At 49.1% G+C, this 18,071-nt stretch carries 14 protein-coding genes; 6 read left to right on the top strand and 8 right to left on the bottom strand.

What is annotated here, in order from left to right:
• Positions 1-93: 93 nt before the first annotated feature.
• From BACSA_RS15115 to BACSA_RS15100, 4 genes are read left to right on the top strand one after another with little or no spacing between them, the layout of a single operon-like run.
• Positions 94-726 (top strand): DUF4450 domain-containing protein, encoded by a 633-nt coding sequence (locus BACSA_RS15115; protein ID WP_013618904.1) that lies wholly within the window; start codon positions 94-96, stop codon positions 724-726.
• Positions 723-2,153, top strand: a complete 1,431-nt coding sequence (locus BACSA_RS15110) for a rhamnogalacturonidase (protein ID WP_013618903.1) — start codon at positions 723-725, stop codon at positions 2,151-2,153. The genes BACSA_RS15115 and BACSA_RS15110 overlap by 4 nt, the downstream gene beginning before the upstream one ends.
• A 38-nt stretch (positions 2,154-2,191) precedes the next feature.
• Entirely contained in the window at positions 2,192-4,129 is a 1,938-nt protein-coding gene (locus BACSA_RS15105; RefSeq protein WP_013618902.1) for a rhamnogalacturonan lyase, read from the top strand.
• 24 nt (positions 4,130-4,153) lie between these two features.
• The gene (locus BACSA_RS15100; protein WP_013618901.1) at positions 4,154-5,545 is read left to right on the top strand and encodes a glycoside hydrolase family 88/105 protein; all 1,392 of its coding nucleotides are present in this window, start codon (positions 4,154-4,156) and stop codon (positions 5,543-5,545) included.
• A gap of 247 nt (positions 5,546-5,792) precedes the next feature.
• Here the strand turns inward: BACSA_RS15100 and BACSA_RS15095 are convergent, their stop codons facing one another.
• From BACSA_RS15095 to BACSA_RS15070, 6 genes are all read right to left on the bottom strand, one after another.
• Entirely contained in the window at positions 5,793-6,704 is a 912-nt protein-coding gene (locus BACSA_RS15095; protein WP_013618900.1) for a DUF368 domain-containing protein, read from the bottom strand.
• A 64-nt stretch (positions 6,705-6,768) separates the two neighbouring features.
• Entirely contained in the window at positions 6,769-7,833 is a 1,065-nt protein-coding gene (locus BACSA_RS15090) for a mannose-1-phosphate guanylyltransferase (protein WP_013618899.1), read from the bottom strand.
• 196 nt (positions 7,834-8,029) lie between these two features.
• Entirely contained in the window at positions 8,030-9,508 is a 1,479-nt protein-coding gene (xylE, locus tag BACSA_RS15085; protein ID WP_013618898.1) for a D-xylose transporter XylE, read from the bottom strand.
• A gap of 115 nt (positions 9,509-9,623) precedes the next feature.
• The gene (gene xylA / locus BACSA_RS15080; RefSeq protein ID WP_013618897.1) at positions 9,624-10,940 is read right to left on the bottom strand and encodes a xylose isomerase; all 1,317 of its coding nucleotides are present in this window, start codon (positions 10,938-10,940) and stop codon (positions 9,624-9,626) included.
• A 177-nt stretch (positions 10,941-11,117) separates the two neighbouring features.
• The gene (locus BACSA_RS15075) at positions 11,118-12,605 is read right to left on the bottom strand and encodes a xylulokinase (RefSeq protein ID WP_013618896.1); all 1,488 of its coding nucleotides are present in this window, start codon (positions 12,603-12,605) and stop codon (positions 11,118-11,120) included.
• A gap of 65 nt (positions 12,606-12,670) precedes the next feature.
• Complete coding sequence (locus tag BACSA_RS15070) at positions 12,671-13,408, bottom strand: NUDIX hydrolase (protein WP_013618895.1); 738 nt, start codon at positions 13,406-13,408, stop codon at positions 12,671-12,673.
• Between the two features lie 463 nt (positions 13,409-13,871).
• Here BACSA_RS15070 and thiD point away from each other — a divergent pair, with 463 nt between their 5' ends.
• Both thiD and fabD read left to right on the top strand, forming a co-directional pair.
• The gene (thiD, locus tag BACSA_RS15065; protein ID WP_013618894.1) at positions 13,872-14,705 is read left to right on the top strand and encodes a bifunctional hydroxymethylpyrimidine kinase/phosphomethylpyrimidine kinase; all 834 of its coding nucleotides are present in this window, start codon (positions 13,872-13,874) and stop codon (positions 14,703-14,705) included.
• 138 nt (positions 14,706-14,843) lie between these two features.
• The gene (gene fabD / locus BACSA_RS15060; RefSeq protein WP_013618893.1) at positions 14,844-15,728 is read left to right on the top strand and encodes an ACP S-malonyltransferase; all 885 of its coding nucleotides are present in this window, start codon (positions 14,844-14,846) and stop codon (positions 15,726-15,728) included.
• 99 nt (positions 15,729-15,827) lie between these two features.
• On the opposite strand, the gene rhaM is transcribed toward fabD, so the two are convergent.
• Positions 15,828-16,142 (bottom strand): L-rhamnose mutarotase, encoded by a 315-nt coding sequence (rhaM, locus tag BACSA_RS15055; protein WP_013618892.1) that lies wholly within the window; start codon positions 16,140-16,142, stop codon positions 15,828-15,830.
• A 266-nt stretch (positions 16,143-16,408) separates the two neighbouring features.
• Entirely contained in the window at positions 16,409-17,998 is a 1,590-nt protein-coding gene (locus tag BACSA_RS15050) for a rhamnogalacturonan acetylesterase (protein ID WP_085929113.1), read from the bottom strand.
• Between the last annotated feature and the right edge of the window lie 73 nt (positions 17,999-18,071).

Below are 18,071 nucleotides of genomic sequence, written 5' to 3'. Positions count from 1 at the left end.
GCTTCTGTACAATATTCCATGTATGCGCATCCATAAATGTCGTACTTTTGTACCAAAAACACATAGACAACATCCAATTAAAGGACAGAACACATGAAAAACCTAATCTGTACATTGCTTTGCCTTATGGCGGGCTGTATCGTACAAGCACAAACTCCTGCGGCATATTCCATGCCCAACGGAGCAGGCACGCTCGTCATAGGGACGACAGGAAACAGCGCCGACAGGTGGCTGGACAAAGAAGACACGCTGGTCAAGGAAAAGAGGCTCGGCATCCGCCACATTCCGCTGAAGGACACGCAAGGATTCATTCTCGAAATCACCAACCTTTCTCTTCCCGACTCTGCCCGTATAGCATGGGCCATCGGCGGATTTGATTCACCCCAAGCCGGCACCCGCATCGCTCCGGAATATTGCAAAGACAATGTATTCAATGTAGAAGGGAATCTGATAACGGTCTATCACGGCAAAGTCATGCAGCTGAAAGTGACGCAAGCCCTGGTTCCGCCCTGCCCGGACATCCGCCTGTGCAACGGAAGAAAACAAGACACGCCAATGACGCTTTTCCAGTCAGGGAAAAAGACAGACGCGCCGGTCTTATGCGGCATCACCTCGATAAAGAAAGGAGAGAAAGCCTACCTTTGTCTATATAAACCCAACCGGAGCGCGGACTATACCTATTATATGTTGCCCCGTCTTGTTCAATCTTTAACCGTACAGCCATGAAAAAGAGCATCGCACTCATTTGCCTGTTCCTCGGCTTAGGCATCCTAAACGCACAGGCAGACACCTATAATGTCAAGGACTTCGGAGCCGTAGGAGACGGCATACACATCGATTCCGAAGCCATCAACCAAGCCATCCAAACCGCCGCAGCCCAGGGAGGAGGGACCGTGCATATACCTGCAGGAGAATATGCATGCTACTCCATACGCCTTGCCAGCCATATCCATCTGCACTTAGAGCAAGGTGCAACCATCGTAGGAGCCTTCCCCACCGAAACCCAAGGATACGATTCGCCCGAACCCAACGAGCATACCGCTTACCAGGACTTCGGGCACAGCCATTGGAAAAACTCGCTCCTATGGGGCATCGGGCTGGAAGACATCACCATCAGCGGACCCGGAACCATCTACGGGAAAGGGCTGACCCGCGAAGAAAGCCGGCTGGACGGTGTGGGGAACAAAGCCATCAGCCTGAAAGATTGCAAGAACGTGACGATAAAAGACCTGAACATGCTGCATTGCGGCCATTTTGCCCTGCTTGCCACAGGGGTGGACAACCTGACGGTTTACAACGTAAAAGCCGATACCAACCGCGACGGGTTCGACATAGATTGTTGCCGGAACGTACGCATCCATGCATGCAGTGTCAATACCCCTTGGGACGATGCCATCGTTCTGAAAGCCTCGTATACGCTGGGCAAGTTCAGAGATACCGAAAACGTCACGATATCCGATTGCTACGTGAGCGGCTACGACCGGGGCACGATGCTGAATGCCACATGGGAGCTGGACGAGCCGCAAGCGCCCGACCATGGATTCCGCACGGGGCGCATCAAGATAGGCACCGAATCGAGCGGAGGTTTCCGGAACATCGCCATTACGAACTGCATCTTCGAACATTGCCGGGGCTTGGCGCTGGAAACTGTAGACGGAGGCAGACTGGAGGACATCGTCATCAGCAACATCACGATGCGCGACATTGTCAATGCCGGCATATTCCTGCGTCTGGGAGCGCGGATGCGCAGCCCCGAAGGCACTCCGGCAGGCTCGATGAAACGCATCCGCATCAGCCATGTCAATGCCTACAACGTAGACTCCCGCTATGCCTCGATTATCAGCGGAGTGCCCGGAGGCATCATCGAAGACGTGACACTGACCGACATCAACCTATATTATAAAGGAGGATACCGGGCAGAAGACGCTCCCAGCATTGTCCCCGAACAGGAGAAGGCTTATCCCGAACCGTGGATGTTCGGAACCATTCCGGCTAAAGGCTTTTACATCCGTCATGCAAAGAATGTATTTTTCAATCAAATCAACTTTTATTTCGAACAGCCCGATGAACGTCCGCTATTCGTAACAGATGATGCCGAGAACATCCTGTACCGTGACATACGCGTAGACGGAAGGCTCCTCGAAAAAGAATAGAGTTACAAATAATTACAAATAAAATAGAAAGATAAGACATGAAAACACAACGAAAAGGATTGCTGCTGCTTGCTTTATGCAGCATTGCTTCCATGGGGCTTGCGCAGCCCCGTTATGACTTTACCCGCCTCCAGCAGGAAAAACTGGGACGGGGTGTAGTAGCTGTCCGGCAAAACCCGAACCAAGTAGCCGTATCGTGGCGCTATCTTTCGTCCGACCCGATGCAGACCACGTTCAACCTCTATCGGAACGGGACTAAAATCGCCAGCGTGCCCGCCGGAACGGGAACATTTTATACAGATACTTATACCGGAACGCAGCCTGCCGAATATACGGTAAGACCCGTTGTAGACGGAAAAGAAAGCGAAGGAGGCACTTATACCCTGCCTGCCCATGCGCCTTCGGGTTACATAGACATTCCATTGGATAAGCCAGCCGACGGAACAACTCCTGCCGGAGATACCTATTCGTATACGCCCAATGATGCTTCTATCGGCGATGTAGACGGAGACGGCAACTACGAAATCATCTTGAAATGGGATCCTTCGAACGCTCACGACAATGCCCACGACGGCTATACAGGCAATGTCTATTTCGATTGCTACCGCCTCACGGGCGAAAAGCTATGGCGTATTGACCTCGGCCGGAACATCCGTGCCGGCGCGCACTATACCCAATTCATGGTATTCGACTTGGACGGAGACGGACGTGCCGAAGTGGTGATGAAGACTTCTGACGGTACCGTAGACGGCAAAGGGAAAGTTATCGGAAACGCCAATGCCGACTATCGGGAAAAAGGCGACCCCAATGCACCGCGCGGAGGAGACTTTTCCCCCAATGACCCGCGAAGCAAAATGAACGCCGGAGCACCTCCACGCAATCAGGGAAGAATCCTGACCGGAAACGAATACCTGACCGTATTCAACGGGCTGACCGGTGAAGCCATGCAAACCATCGATTACATTCCTCCACGTGGAGACCTGCAAGACTGGGGCGATACCCGTGCCAACCGGAGCGACCGTTTCCTGGCATGCATCGCTTACCTGGACGGCATTCATCCCAGTGTAGTGATGTGCCGGGGATATTACACACGTGCCACGCTTGCCGCATTCGACTGGAACGGAAAAGAGCTGACCCCGCATTGGTTCTTTGACAGCTACCAGCCCGAATGGGAAGCGTATTCCGGTCAGGGAAACCACAACCTGCGTGTAGCCGATGTAGACGGAGACGGATGCGATGAAATCATCTACGGTTCCTGCACCATCGACCATGACGGCAAAGGACTTTACTCTACCGGCATGGGACACGGCGATGCACTTCACCTCACCCAGTTCGACCCTTCCAAACCCGACTTGCAAGTATGGGCATGCCACGAAAATCATAAAGACGGTTCCAGCTTCCGCGATGCACGGACGGGCAAAGTCCTGTTCCAAGTTCCCGACAAATCAGACGTAGGACGTTGCATGGCTGCGGATATCGACCCAACCAACTATGGCGTGGAAATGTGGTCGCTGGCTTCGCAAGGCATCCGTAACATCAAGGGAGAAATCGTTGCCAACGAAGTGGAAGGACTGAGCTACAACATGGCTGTATGGTGGGACGGCGACCTGCTCCGGGAGTTATTGGATAAAAACCGGATAAGCAAATACGATTGGGAAAACAAGCGTTGCGATGTGATTGCCACGTTCGAAGGATGCGATTCGAACAACGGCACGAAATCAGTTCCTGCCTTGCAAGGCGACATCACCGGAGACTGGCGCGAAGAAGTGTTGCTCCGCACGAATGACAACCGTTCGCTCCGGCTTTACGTAACCACGATTCCTACCGTCTACCGTTTCCATACATTCTTGGAAGACCCGGCATACCGCATCAGCATGGCTACGGAAAACGTGGCTTACAACCAACCCACACAACCCGGATTCTATATCGGTCCCGACCTGAAAGGAACTTTCCGGGGATATACATTCAATGAATAATTCATACTAAAAAAGAATAAGACTATGTTACGAAACACCGCACTAACGGCATTGCTTTGTATAGGAAGCATAGCCGCAGCACAAGAGAGCAATCAACCCGTCAATGACTCGAACACGCCCCTTCATCTGCTGAAGCCCGCCTATCAGAAAGGATACGGTGTAGTGACCGCCGAGGAAGTGAAACAAGACATGGACCGTATCTTGCATTATTTGGAAAACAATACACCCACACGGGTTGTAGACAGCCGGACGGGTAGTGTTATTACGGATTATGCCAAGATAGACGAACACTCACAATTAGAACGGGGAGCCTTCCGTCTGGCAAGTTACGAATGGGGAGTGACCTACTCTGCCATGCTTTCCGCATTCGACGCTACGGGCGACGAAGCTTACCGGAATTATGCCTACAACCGCTTCAACTTCCTTGCCGAAGTGGCTCCTCACTTCCGCAAACTGGCAGATGAAGGCAAAGACATCGACCCTCAGATGCGCCAGATACTGATGCCTCATGCACTCGATGACGCCGGAGCCGTATGCGCTTCGATGATTAAAGCCAAGCTGAAAGACCCCGGACTGAAAACGGATGCCCTCATCGACAATTATTTTGATTTTATCATCAACAAAGAATACCGCCTTTCCGACGGAACATTCGCCCGCCTTCGCCCCTACAAGAACAGCCTGTGGCTGGACGATATGTTTATGGGAATCCCTTCCGTTGCACTGATGGGAAGCTACGACAAAAGCAAAAGCCAAACCTATTACGAAGAGGCCGTCAAGCAAGTCCTTCAGTTTGCAAACCGCATGTTTGTGCCTGAAAAAGGCTTGTTCCGTCACGGCTGGGTAGAAAGCATGGCCGATCATCCGGCATTCCATTGGGGACGTGCCAACGGTTGGGCAATCCTCACCATGTGCGAAGTGCTCGATGTATTGCCTGAAGATTTTGCCGGACGTGACAAAATCATCAACCTGCTTCGTGCTCATGTGCGCGGGTTGGCAGCATGCCAAGGCAAGAACGGCTTCTGGCACCAGCTGCTTGACCGGAATGATTCGTATGAAGAGACATCTGCTACAGCCCTGTACGTCTATTGCATGGCACATGCCATCAACAAGGGCTGGATTGATGCAATGGCATACGGACCGGTAGTCACCCTCGGCTGGCACGCCGTATCTTCGGCAATTAACGACAAAGGACAAGTAGAAGGAGTCTGTGTAGGCACCGGCATGGGATTCGACCCCGCTTTCTATTATTACCGCCCGGTCAACGTCTATGCCGCCCACGGATACGGTCCGGCACTTTGGGCAGGAGCCGAAATGATTAAGCTCATCCGCCAGCAGCACATTCGTTCAAACGACAGTGCCGTACTGTTCTACCGCACGCCTCAACAGACTACAGAACCTATCTTTAGCGAAGAATAACGAACAAAGATAATCCTCTGTTTGCGCCGTTTTATGTAGAGACGATGTGTCATCACATTGTCTCTACATAACCTATACAAAATGCACAATGAATGCTGTGAGAAATATAACTTAATTGAATATCCGCAAACATCCCATGTAGGGGCGTATCGCATACGCCCGAATGCATCCACTTCTCCATGCGAATGTCTTCAGGGCGTATGCGATACGCCCCTACAGCTAATTAGGCAAAATGCGGAAGTATAACTTATCCGGCACTTTTTCGGGAAGAAAGTTTCTCGAGCACATAAACCAAAAAGAAGCCTGCAAGAGCCAGTAGTGCAGCTTCGAGAATATACTGGTCAGGCATTGCATTCACCTCAATCAAGGGTTTGGTAACCCCGTGGCTGTCGACAAAAGTCTTTACCGTTTCTTTCCAGGGCCACACTTTATTAAGCGAGCCCAACATAAAACCGGTGAGCACCGCCAGCGTGATGTTACGGAAATGCTTCAAGGCATACGACAATACACGCGAAAAACTGGTGATACCCAAGAATGCACCGGCAGCAAAAACAAGGATTATCTTCAGATTGAATGTCTTTACGGCTTCCATCACGAAAAAATATTTGCCCAGCAACACCAAAATGAAACTACCCGAAATGCCGGGAAGAATCATGGCGCAAATGGCTATCGCTCCGCATAAGAAAATGAACAACAGATTGGAAGGTGTTTCGGCAGGTGTAGCCACCGTAATATAATAGGCAATTGCAGCCCCCAGCACAAATCCGGTAAGGGTTTTCCAGTTCCATTCCTTAATATCCTTGCCCACAAACCACGTAGACGCCAGCACCAGCCCGAAGAAGAACGCCCATACCAATATCGGATAAGCAACCAAGAGCCACGTAATCAGCTTCGCCAACGAAAAAATACTGATACCGATGCCCAATAAAAGAGAAAACAGGAAATTCCCGTTAATCATCCGCCAAAATGTCTTCCATTTGCCCGTGAAGAACATCTTCAGACTCTCACGGTTGATGCTTTTGATGGAATCAATGAGTTCATCGTATATTCCTACAATAAAAGCAATCGTACCGCCCGATACTCCGGGAACGACATCGGCTGCCCCCATACATATGCCCTTCAATGTCAACAGGGCATAATCTTTCATTTTACGTTTCATTGTATTCTTGTTATTCATGCGAATAATTGAGGCATGACGCACCACGCCTCTCTACTCTACCGAATCACTCGCTTGCAAAATCCTTGATGCGTTGCTCCTCGCTCAGGCGACAAATCAACAGGCGGTCATTTTTTTCGGCTATGATATACCCGTCCAGCCCCTGCACGATAACTTTCTTTTCTTGTGTGGTGTGTACAATGCAGTTCCGGCTTTCATGCAGATAGATATTCTCGCCGATGCACACATTGTTATGCGCATCTTTCTTCATATTATCATGCAACGACCCCCATGTACCCAAATCGCTCCAACCGAATGCCGCCGGGAATACATAGATTTCATCGGCTTTCTCCATAATGGCATAATCGATGGAAATGTTCTCGCACATCGGGAAATGCTCGTCTATCAGTTCTTGCTCTTTATCGGTATAATAATAAGGAAGCAAACCTTCAAATGTCTTTGCCATTGCAGGCTGGTAAACCCGCATGGCGTTGACTATCGTATTCACGTTCCATATAAATATCCCTGCATTCCAAAAATAATTCTTCCGTTGCAAATAACGTTTGGCAGTCTCCAAGTCCGGCTTTTCCTTGAACGCATCCACCCGATAGATTTCCTTATTGGAAGGACATGCCATCGAAAGGTCTCCTTCGATATAGCCATAGCCTGTTTCAGGACGGGTAGCCTTCATGCCCAGCGTTACCACAGCATCCGAATCTGCCGTAAACTTCAAGGCAGAATTAATGACCCGTACAAACTCACGCTGGTCCAGTACGATATGGTCGCTCGGAGTCACCACGATATTGGCTCGCGGATTTCGCGCCTTTATCTTCCAGCTTACGTACGCAATACACGGAGCCGTATTTCTCCGGCAAGGTTCAAGCAATATATGCTCCGAATCGATATCGGGCAATTGCTCTTTCACCAAATCGGCATAAGCCGCCGAGGTAACAACCCACATATTCCCCGGTTCGCACACTTCACGAAAACGGTCCACCGTCAGCTGAAGCAAGGTCTTTCCACACCCTAATACATCAATAAACTGCTTGGGAAAATCAGTAGTGCTCATCGGCCAAAAACGGCTTCCTACTCCTCCCGCCATCACTACTACATGATTATTACTCTGATTCATACTGAGCCTCTTACAATTTTACATATCGCAAATATATGTATTTTGTGTAAAATAGAAAAACTTTTGCATAAATATTTGCAGAAGAACAAAGTAAATCAGTGAGTTATTTTATCGGGAAGCGACAAAAGAAAAAGGATGCCAACCGAATGGCACCCCCTTTCTCATGAAGAAAAGTAATTAACCTAACTGTTCCGAATCATTTCTTGCTTTTCCACAAGTTGCTCATATCTTCCAGCGTCTTTCCCTTGGTTTCGGGCACCAGTTTCCATACGAACAGAGCAGCCAGAATGCAAATGATGCCATACAGACCGTATGCAAACATGTGACCGAACTTCTCGCCCATATCTCCCGCACTCATGTTATACATCGGCAAGAAGGTAGACGATACGATGAAGTTGAATATCCATTGGAACGCCACAGCTATCGCTACAGCTGCCCCACGGATGGTATTGGGGAATATCTCGGCTATCAACACCCAGCAAATCGGCCCCCAGCTGAACATGAAGGAAGCACTATACACCATGATGCTGACAACAGACAGAATGGGAGGAAGACCTGAAACCAAATTGCAGCAAGCTACCCCGAAAGCGCCGATTGCCATACCGATAGAGCCTGTAATCAGCAACGGACGGCGTCCCAAACGCTCTACCGTAAATACGGCAAGCAAGGTAAACAACAGGTTGACAATGCCCATAAACACCGTCTGGACCATCGGGCTGCTCATGCCCATCGTTTCAAAAATGCGAGGCGCGAAATAAAGCACGGCATTGATACCCACCGCCTGCTGGAACACGCTCAACATAATGCCTACGAATATAACGAGCCAGCCGTAAGTGAAAAGCTTTTCGGTTTTCTCTTCAGCCGTCGCTTTGATATCTGCCAAAATAGACTTCGCCTGTGTCAAGCCATTGATGCGGGCAAGCACCTGCAAGGCTTTCTCGTCTTTCCCGCACATCGCCAAATAACGGGGCGTTTCAGGAACCAGCAAAACCAAGAATGAGAAAATTGCGGCAGGAACACCTGCGCTCAGGAACATCAGCCTCCATCCGGTTTCAATGGTCCATGCTGCTTCGCCCGGATTCAAAATCTGATTCACACCTTCTACCATCTTTATCACCGGATTGACATTATCGCCCAAAATCAGGAAATTAACGATATATACAATCAACTGACCGGAGATAATAGCAAACTGGTTCCACGAAACCAACGTGCCGCGGATATTGCTCGGAGCTATCTCCGCAATATACATCGGGCAAATAGCCGAAGCCAGACCGACACCGATTCCGCCAATAATACGGTAAATGTTGAAAGCGATAAGCAACGGGAAAGTCGGTTTCCCGTGTTCAAAGAAAAGGAATTCAGGGTCGTATGTTCCCAATGCTGCAATCAAGAACAACAATCCTGCGATAAATAAGGTTTTCTTACGTCCGTAATGCGAAGCAAAAAAACCGGAAACGGCACTTCCGATAATGCATCCGATTAAAGCACTGGAAGAAGTAATGCCATGTACCGCATCGGTATAAGAGAAATCGGTCGCCCCCATGAAGAAAGCCTGAAGCCCTTTTTCCGCTCCGGAAATAACAGCCGTATCATACCCGAAGAGCAGTCCGCCGATTACCGCCACCAGTACAATCGAAAAGAGATAGGCTTTACTGCCTTTTTCTGTATAATCCATGATATTAAATTAAAAATTAAGAATGAAGAATTAAAAAACAAGAATGAAGAATGAGGAATGAAGAATGGTTGATGTCAACCAATTCTTCATTCTTAATTCTTCATTCTTCATTCAATTAGCAGTACATGTTCAGGATGGCTTCATACAGTTCCTGCTTGCCGCTGGTCTGTTTCGGTTCGCCTACGGTCTTGGCGTATGCAACCACGTCTTCCAGTGTCAGCTTGCCTTCTTCGAATTCCTTACCTTTTCCGGCATCGAACGAAGCGTAACGGTCTGCCAGCATCTTCTTGTACGGAGACTCTTCCAGCATCTTGGCTGCACTCAGCAAGGCACGTGCCATTACATCCATACCTGCGATATGTGCAATGAAGATGTCTTCCAAGTCGGTAGAGTTACGACGGGTCTTGGCATCGAAGTTCGTACCGCCATTGCCGAATCCGCCGTTGCGGATAACCTGTATCATCGCCTGAGTCAGTTCGTAATTGTCAATCGGGAACTGGTCTGTATCCCATCCGTTCTGATAGTCACCGCGGTTGGCGTCGATAGAGCCCAACATGCCGTTGTCTACGGCTACGCACAATTCGTGTTCGAAGGTATGGCCTGCCAAAGTAGCGTGGTTCACTTCGATGTTCACCTTGAAGTCCTTGTCCAGATTATGAGCTTTCAGGAAGCCGATAACGGTTTCGGTATCTACATCATATTGGTGTTTGGTCGGTTCCATCGGTTTCGGCTCTACCAAGAAGGTACCTGTAAAGCCTTTGGCACGTGCATAGTCGCGAGCGATAGTCAGCATTTGCGCCAAGTGTTCTTTTTCACGTTTCTGGTCGGTGTTCAGCAATGACATATAGCCTTCACGTCCGCCCCAGAACACATAGTTGGTACCGCCCAGTTCGATGGTCGCATCGATAGCGTTCTTGATTTGAACGGCTGCACGTGCCACTACATCAAAGTCGGGATTGGTAGCTGCACCGTTCATATAACGTGCATGACCGAATACGTTAGCCGTACCCCACAACAGCTTGATGCCTGTTTCTGCTTGTTTCTGCTTCAGATAAGCCACCACTTCTTTCAGGTTTGCTTCATATTCTTCGATGGTATCCGCTTCATCGCAAAGGTCTACATCGTGGAAGCAATAGTACTCGATACCCACTTTCTGCATGAATTCAAATCCTGCATCAACCTTGTCTTTAGCGGCCTGTACCTTATCAGGATTTCCTTTCCACGGGAATTGTTTTGTACCGCCACCGAACTGGTCGCCACCTTCTGCGCAAAGTGTGTGCCACCACGCCATAGAAAACTTCAACCAGTCTTTCATCTTCTTACCCATTACCACTCTTTCAGGATCATAATAACGGAAAGCCAACGGGTTCTTGCTTTCTACACCTTCGAACTTGATTTTACCAATACCAGGAAAATACTCTTTTGTTGCCATAGTCTTTTTATTTTAAAAGTTAATATATTGAATTCTTAAGTTTGTGAGTTTGTAAGTTCTTGAGTTTGTAAGTGCTTATTCGCACCTTCTGTAGAGACGATGTGTGCACATCGTCTCTACGATGATGATACCAACAAAATGCACAAATAATGCCGAAAAAGCATCCAACTAAAAAACTTAAAAACCTACCTTATGCATCCATTCCAGCCAGCGCTGATATGCATCTTCGTATGCTGCCTTATCGGCCTCAGCAGGTTCGATAACCGCCAGCTTGTCCAATGTAGCGAATGCCTCGTTGTTGTCCTTATAAATACCGGCACCCATGCCTGCCCCTTTTGCCGCACCTACCGATCCGTCGGTATCATAAAGTTCGATGACCGCTCCCGTTACGCCAGCCAGCGTGTTGCGGAATATCGGGCTAAGGAACATATTGGCATGCCCGGCATGGATTTTCCGTACATCCATTCCCATGCCTTTCATAATGTCGATACCATATTTGAAAGAGAAGACGATGCCCTCTTGAGCAGCACGGATAAGATGATTGCGTGTATGGAGGTTAAAGTTGACGCCGTGGATGGAACATCCCGCCTCTTTGTTCTGCAGCATACGTTCCGCTCCGTTACCGAAAGGAAGGATACTGATACCACCTGCCCCAATCGGAGCCTGATCCGCCAAGTCGTTCATTTCAGCATACGATACGCCTTCGGGCACAACCGTACGCTTTATCCAAGAGTTCAGGATACCCGTACCGTTGATGCAGAGCAACACGCCCAGACGGGTCTGGTCTGCTGTATGGTTCACATGGGCAAACGTATTGACGCGCGACTTTGGATCGTAATTTACCGAACCGTTCACGCCATACACCACACCTGATGTGCCGGCGGTAGAAGCAATCTCGCCCGGATTGAACACATTCAATGAAAGGGCATTGTTCGGCTGGTCACCTGCACGGTAAGTCACCGGAGTGCCTTCCTTCAATCCCAATTCAGCGGCGGCAACCGCATTCACCCTCCCCTGCTCGGAGAAGGTAGGACGGATGTCGGCTATCAGCGAGCGGTCGATGCCATAATAATCAAGCAAGAACTGAGCGACATCGTTTGCCTGGAAATCCCAAAACATCCCTTCCGAAAGTCCCGAAACCGTTGTACAGATTTCACCGGTCAGCTTCATGGCAATGTAATCGCCCGGAAGCATCACCTTATAGATACGGCTGAAGACCTCGGGTTCATTCTCTCTCACCCATGCCAGCTTGGAAGCCGTAAAGTTACCCGGAGAGTTCAGCAAATGCGAAAGACACTTCTCTTCGCCCAATGTCTGAAAAGCTTTCTCACCGTATGGGACAGCACGCGAATCGCACCAAATGATAGCCGGACGAAGCACACGCTGCTCTTTGTCTACGCATACCAGCCCGTGCATCTGGTAAGAAATGCCGATGGCGGCAATCTCTTCTTTCTTTGCCCCGCTTTCGTTCATGATAGCTTCCGTAGCCAACTTCAAGTTTGCCCACCACATTTCCGGCTTCTGTTCAGCCCAGCCCGGATGAACGGCGATAATTTCGGCTTCCGTCTTGGGATAGAAAGCCGAAGCCACACATTTACCTGTCCCGGCGTTCACCAAACTGGCTTTCACCGAAGAACTCCCGATATCATACCCTAACAAATACATAGTTCACACAACGAATAATTAACAATTAATAATCAATAATTAAAGCATGCCGGACTGGCTCCGGCTCATCTTGTCTTATTATAAATTTTCCGGTCGAACCGGTAATACCTTGCAGCCCGATGGGCCACGCCCTGCTCCTTCTCTTCAAGCGGAACCACGTAAGGCATCAACGCTATCTTCTTATGGAAATTGCGTACATCGAACTCCTTATTATATATCAGCTGGTAAAGCACGCGCAATTGGGACGCCGTAAATTTCCGGGGCAGCAGGTCGAACATTGCCGAAGGGGAACTTTCCACATAATGCCGGATAACCTCAATCGCGTCTTTCAGAATCCGATTGTGGTCGAAAGCCAACGTACCGACTTCCGATACCGGAGCCCAACGGGCATCGTATGTGGCGGAAAGATGCTTGTTATGCTCGTTAATCTTCAGCAAGGCAAGATATGCCACGGTGACAATCCGCCCCACCCTTCCTTCCTTTATCAGATGGAAATGTTCCAGCCACATCACGTCACGGGGATCTGCCGTACGCTCCTTCGAGCCGTATGCCTTAAACTGGTTCATCCGGATATTCTTCAGCCCTGTAAGCTCCGTCAACACACGCTTGGCAGCATCGTCCAAATCCTCATCTACATAAATCGGGCTTCCCGGCAATTTCCAGTCATTGAACTGCCCGTCCGTCTGCTTGCCGACCTGCCGGACCAAAAGCACACGGAACTGCTCGCCATCGAACCCGACCACTACGCAATCCACCGACACGTGGATATCAATCACCTGATTATTTCCGTTTTGCTTTTCCATGGTTCTTTTTCTTTCAACATTGCAAATATAGATTGTTTTTCAATACGATATTCAAAAATATCCGATTATTTATTATGTTATAAAACATTATTCTTCAAACAAATAGTTTTCGTACACCATACAACAACAAAACACACCTTTATCGTATCAAATACAAAAAGGATGAGACCCTGCTTCCAGCTTCCCGCGTTTCTTCTTTCGGACAGGTTTGTTTATCCTGCCAGCCGGCTATATTTCCCTTCGAAACCACCTTACTTTTATATTCCAGCCCATGGAACGTACATTCCAGCCCATGGAATATACATTCCAGCCCGTGGAATGTACGTTCCGGCTGGCGGAATATAAAACATAGCCTGCTGCATAAGGCATATCAACCTGCCGGACAGACGTTTTAAGGCAGGTCCGAACAAGATAACGGGAAATTTCCTACCTTTGCAACCTGAATCATCCAGACACCAGAGACATGAAACAGTACCCATGCATATTGACCATCGCCGGTTCCGATTGCAGCGGAGGAGCCGGCATACAGGCAGACATCAAGACCATTTCTGCCTTGGGAGCCTATGCGGCAAGTGCCATAACCGCCATCACCGTACAGAACACCTGCGGAGTAACAGGCATCCACGCCGTGCCTCCCACCTATATCCAAGGGCAAATCCAAGCGGTTATGACGGACATCCCACCTATATCCGTAAAGATAGGCATGCTGAATGACGCCGGAACCATCCGTGCCATAGCCGAATCCCTGCACAGGTTTACACCTTATTATAAATACATCGTGCTCGACCCCGTTATGGTCTCAACCAGTGGGTGCAAACTCATAGAAGACGATGCCATCGAAGCACTGACCTCCTTGCTGATGCCCCTCGCCACCCTTATCACGCCCAATCTGAGCGAAGCGGAAGTGCTGACGGGAAAACGCATCGCCACGATACCCGACATGGAAAAAGCCGCAAAAGAATTGCTCGCCTTCGGAAGCCAGGCGGTCCTGGTCAAAGGCGGACACCTGAACGAGGCGGAAATGTGCGACGTGCTATATATAAAAGAAGAAGACCGGCCTCACCTGTTTTCTTCGCCCAAAATCGAAAGCCGCAACACGCACGGCACCGGATGCACCCTTTCCTCTGCCATTGCCACGTATCTTGCCTTGGGAGAACCCTTGGAAGAAGCGGTCCGGAAAGCCAAGGCATACGTCTATCAAGGTATTTTGTCGGGAAAAGACGTGCATATCGGAGAAGGGCACGGACCGCTGAACCATTTCTTTGCGCCGGTTCCCCTAAGGGTAAATGAAGAATGAAGTATGAAGAATTGGCTTATGTATTCCCTCTCCGCACGGAATTGGCTAACGCCGAACATTGTTTCTTCCTTCTTCCTTCTTCATTCTTCATTAAAATCACTATCTTTGTCCCAAACATTAACTTAAAAAACAATCAATATGAAAGCATTTGTATTCCCCGGCCAGGGAGCACAATTCGTAGGTATGGGAAAAGACCTTTACGAGACCTCTCCACTGGCGAAAGAATTATTCGAGAAAGCGAACGAAATCTTAGGATACCGCATTACGGATATCATGTTCAACGGCACTGACGAAGACTTGCGCCAGACCAAGGTGACCCAGCCTGCCGTATTCCTGCACTCGGTTATCTCGGCATTGTGTTTAGGCGATGAGTTCAAGCCCGAAATGACCGCCGGACACTCATTAGGCGAATTCTCGGCACTGGTAGCTGCCGGAGCCTTGTCGTTCGAAGACGGATTGAAGCTGGTATATGCCCGTGCCATGGCGATGCAGAAGGCTTGCGAAATGCAACCCTCTACCATGGCGGCTATCATCGCTTTGCCCGATGAGAAAGTGGAAGAAATCTGTGCACAGGTAAGCCAGGAGGGCGAAGTATGCGTAGCCGCTAACTTCAATTGCCCGGGACAAATCGTCATCTCAGGTTCTATCGAAGGCATCAACAAGGCTTGCGAACTGATGAAGGCAGCCGGAGCGAAACGTGCCCTTCCGCTGAAGGTAGGCGGTGCTTTCCATTCTCCGTTGATGAACCCGGCTAAAGTAGAACTGGAAGCGGCTATCAACGCCACGGAATTCCATGCGCCGAAATGCCCCATCTACCAAAATGTAGATGCCAGACCGCATACAGACCCGGCTGAAATCAAAGCCAACTTAGTAGCCCAATTGACCGCATCGGTACGCTGGACACAGACTGTACAAAACATGATTGCCGACGGAGCCACTGAATTCGTAGAATGCGGACCGGGTGCCGTATTGCAGGGATTGATTAAGAAAATCAACAAGGAAGCGAACGCACACGGAATCTAAAAAATGAGAAATGAGGAATGAAGAATTATTTCATCCGCATGGAATTGGCTAACGCCGAACGTTGTTTCTTCATTCTTCATTCCTCATTCTTATTTAATATCAGTCCATGTGGAACACCTCTTTCAGCGGAATGGATACCGGTGAGTTATCCGGATTGACTTCCATTATGTCTGCCATGTAATCCCACCACTTCTGCACAATCTCCTGACTGCCTAAATCTTGCGAGCCGGCTTCACCTTCTGTCTTTTGGAAAGCAAAAAGGATATTGGTTTCCTTATCCCAATAAATGGAATAGTCAAACACACCGTTCTTTGCCAACAAGGCTTTCATTTCGGGCCAAATAGCCGCATGCCGTTTTTCGTACTCAGCCTCACATCCGGGCTTCAGATACATTTTAAATGCTTCTCTTTTCATGGTTCTTCGTTTTTAAGTTTATGTGTTTTTCCACCACAGATTACACAGATTGGAATAAGTAAAAATTAAATGAATATCCACAAACATCCCATGTAGGGGCGGGATCAGCCCACCCCTATGCATCCACGTAGATGTTTTCAGGCAGGCGAACCCTGCCCCTACAAGGCAATGGGGTAAAATGCGGATACTTATGATGATTAATTGTTTTAATCTGTGTAATCTGTGGTGAAACACACCGTTATTAATTATTAATTGTTAATTGTTAATTATTTCAAGTATTCTTTCAATGCACAATCGGTCTGTTGCAAGCCCTCAACGATACTCTTCGCGTTCAGGCGCGCACCCTGTTTCGAAGTGTGCGTATGGTCTTTGCAGAAATAAGGCATCACTTCTTTCAAGCCCTCTTCATAACCCAGCTTCTGCAGTTTATCGCCCGAAATCTTATTGAGGTCAATAAAATAAGCACCGGCTCTTTCGGCTGCTTCTTTCGTCCATTTTCCGAACGAATCGGCATTGCTCTGAATCTTGCCGTTATCCCACATGTTGCGAGGCGTATGGCTCAATACGATAGGAATAGCACCTTTCTCTTTCGCATCCATAATGAATTTGCGCAAATACCATCCGAAGGTATAAACCACGTTGTACTTCCGTGTCGCTTCCATCAGGAAAACCTTGCTTTCATCTCCCGCACCGGGAAGTTCGGCACGTGCCTTGCCCGTGTTGATATCGCCGGCATCGTTATGTCCGAACTGAATCAAGACAAAATCACCGGGCTGAAGCGCATGATAAACTTTATCCCAACGCCCTTCTTCCAAATAAGTACGTGCGCTGCGTCCTGCCTTTGCGCAATTCTCTACCGAGATGCGGTCGAGGTCGAAGAGTTCGGCAATGACACTGCCCCAGCCCCATTGTCCGTTCTCGTCTTCATCCTGGTTGCGCACTGTGCTGTCGCCCACGGTGAAAAGCACCGGGCATCCTTTCTTCCGGCTTGAGCCTGTCACGGTATCTTTTTCTACAGGCTTCAGGTACTTGGCAAGCTCCAGTCCCTTGCAAGCACGGATGCCTTCCGCTGCCGATTCGGCATTGACCCGCGCACCGAACGTGCTGGTATGGATACGGTCGATATAAAACATCGTCTTTACCTTTTCCTTGCCGAACTTCTCGAACTTGCGCGCCGTAATCTCGTTCAGGTCGATAAACGGAACGTGTTCTTTCTTGGCAACCTGCTTCGCCCATAGGCCGAAGGTCTTATTCACACGCGTGATAATGGTACTGTCGGCATCCTCCCATGCATTGCGCGGAGTAAGAGAGAAAAGAACCGGATAAGCTCCCTTTTCCTTGGTTTCCCGGATAAAACGGCGCATGTATTCGCCATACGTATAAACGGTTTCCTTCTCGCCCGTTTCCTTTATCGTCACATTCAGGGTGTCTTTACCGATACCGGGAATAGAAGCGCGTGCCCGTCCGCTATCGTACGGACCGTTATCGTTATGCCCTAACTCAATGATAACCCAGTCGCCTTTGCGCACGCCTTTCAGTACATCCTTCCACAACTTGGTATAAAAGGTACGGCTGCTTGTACCTCCCAAGGCATGGTTCTCTACCGTAATCCGGTCTTCATCGAAATATTCATGGGCGAAATACCCCCAGCCCCACTGGCCGTTGTTCCCATTGCCCAACGTACCGGTACGCATGGTTGAGTTTCCCACTAAGAACAAAACCGGATTATCTCCTTTCCGGCTGGAGCCCGGAACCGGACGCACCGTATTGGCTTTATTCAAACTATCCAAGGTAAGGTCAGTTACCTGGTTCACATCTTCCATCGGAGCTGCCACTTGATTTTGGGCACATACCATGCCTCCGCAAGCCAAAAGCAAGCCCAGCAGTCCTCCTTTCCATAATTGTTTCATCTTATCCACTTTTATTTTT

The organism is Phocaeicola salanitronis DSM 18170, assembly GCF_000190575.1.
In the GTDB taxonomy this organism is placed as follows: domain Bacteria; phylum Bacteroidota; class Bacteroidia; order Bacteroidales; family Bacteroidaceae; genus Phocaeicola; species Phocaeicola salanitronis.
The sequence above is the reverse complement of the archived record's forward strand: the minus strand, read 5'-3'. Positions and strand labels throughout refer to the sequence as shown.

Coding starts and splice junctions, on each gene's coding strand:
- BACSA_RS15115 (WP_013618904.1), top strand. CDS start 94: ATGAAAAACCTAATCTGTACATTGCTTTGCCTTATGGCGGGCTGTATC.
- BACSA_RS15110 (WP_013618903.1), top strand. CDS start 723: ATGAAAAAGAGCATCGCACTCATTTGCCTGTTCCTCGGCTTAGGCATC.
- BACSA_RS15105 (WP_013618902.1), top strand. CDS start 2,192: ATGAAAACACAACGAAAAGGATTGCTGCTGCTTGCTTTATGCAGCATT.
- BACSA_RS15100 (WP_013618901.1), top strand. CDS start 4,154: ATGTTACGAAACACCGCACTAACGGCATTGCTTTGTATAGGAAGCATA.
- BACSA_RS15095 (WP_013618900.1), bottom strand. CDS start 6,704: ATGAAACGTAAAATGAAAGATTATGCCCTGTTGACATTGAAGGGCATA.
- BACSA_RS15090 (WP_013618899.1), bottom strand. CDS start 7,833: ATGAATCAGAGTAATAATCATGTAGTAGTGATGGCGGGAGGAGTAGGA.
- xylE (WP_013618898.1), bottom strand. CDS start 9,508: ATGGATTATACAGAAAAAGGCAGTAAAGCCTATCTCTTTTCGATTGTA.
- xylA (WP_013618897.1), bottom strand. CDS start 10,940: ATGGCAACAAAAGAGTATTTTCCTGGTATTGGTAAAATCAAGTTCGAA.
- BACSA_RS15075 (WP_013618896.1), bottom strand. CDS start 12,605: ATGTATTTGTTAGGGTATGATATCGGGAGTTCTTCGGTGAAAGCCAGT.
- BACSA_RS15070 (WP_013618895.1), bottom strand. CDS start 13,408: ATGGAAAAGCAAAACGGAAATAATCAGGTGATTGATATCCACGTGTCG.
- thiD (WP_013618894.1), top strand. CDS start 13,872: ATGAAACAGTACCCATGCATATTGACCATCGCCGGTTCCGATTGCAGC.
- fabD (WP_013618893.1), top strand. CDS start 14,844: ATGAAAGCATTTGTATTCCCCGGCCAGGGAGCACAATTCGTAGGTATG.
- rhaM (WP_013618892.1), bottom strand. CDS start 16,142: ATGAAAAGAGAAGCATTTAAAATGTATCTGAAGCCCGGATGTGAGGCT.
- BACSA_RS15050 (WP_085929113.1), bottom strand. CDS start 17,998: ATGGTATGTGCCCAAAATCAAGTGGCAGCTCCGATGGAAGATGTGAAC.